Genomic DNA, 274 nt, shown 5'->3' with positions numbered 1-274 from the left:
AACGCCGTACGTGCCGCATCGGGCACCAGGAAGCTGGAGTCCTGTGGCCAGCCATAGGCGGCCTTGGTCAGGCGGATTTCTTCTTCACCCAGCGGCTCGCCATGGGCGGCGGCCGTGTTGTGTTTGTGGGGCGAGCCATAGCCGATCACGCTGTCGACCACGATCAGGGTCGGGGCGCCGGTGTTGGCCTGGAAGGTTGCCAACGCAGCACTCAGGGCTTGCAGATCATTGGCATCGGTGACGTGCAGGGTGTGCCAGCCATAGGCCTGGAAGC

General features: G+C 64.6%; 1 pseudogene. It reads right to left on the bottom strand.

The features are described 5' to 3' along the window. Window positions 1-274, bottom strand: a pseudogene (locus SB756_RS29915) (transketolase); the annotation flags it as partial.

Source organism: Pseudomonas sp. SIMBA_068 (assembly GCF_046534705.1).
Classification (GTDB): domain Bacteria; phylum Pseudomonadota; class Gammaproteobacteria; order Pseudomonadales; family Pseudomonadaceae; genus Aquipseudomonas; species Aquipseudomonas putida.
Note: the sequence above shows the minus strand (reverse complement) of the source record. Positions and strands in the feature narration are given on the sequence as shown.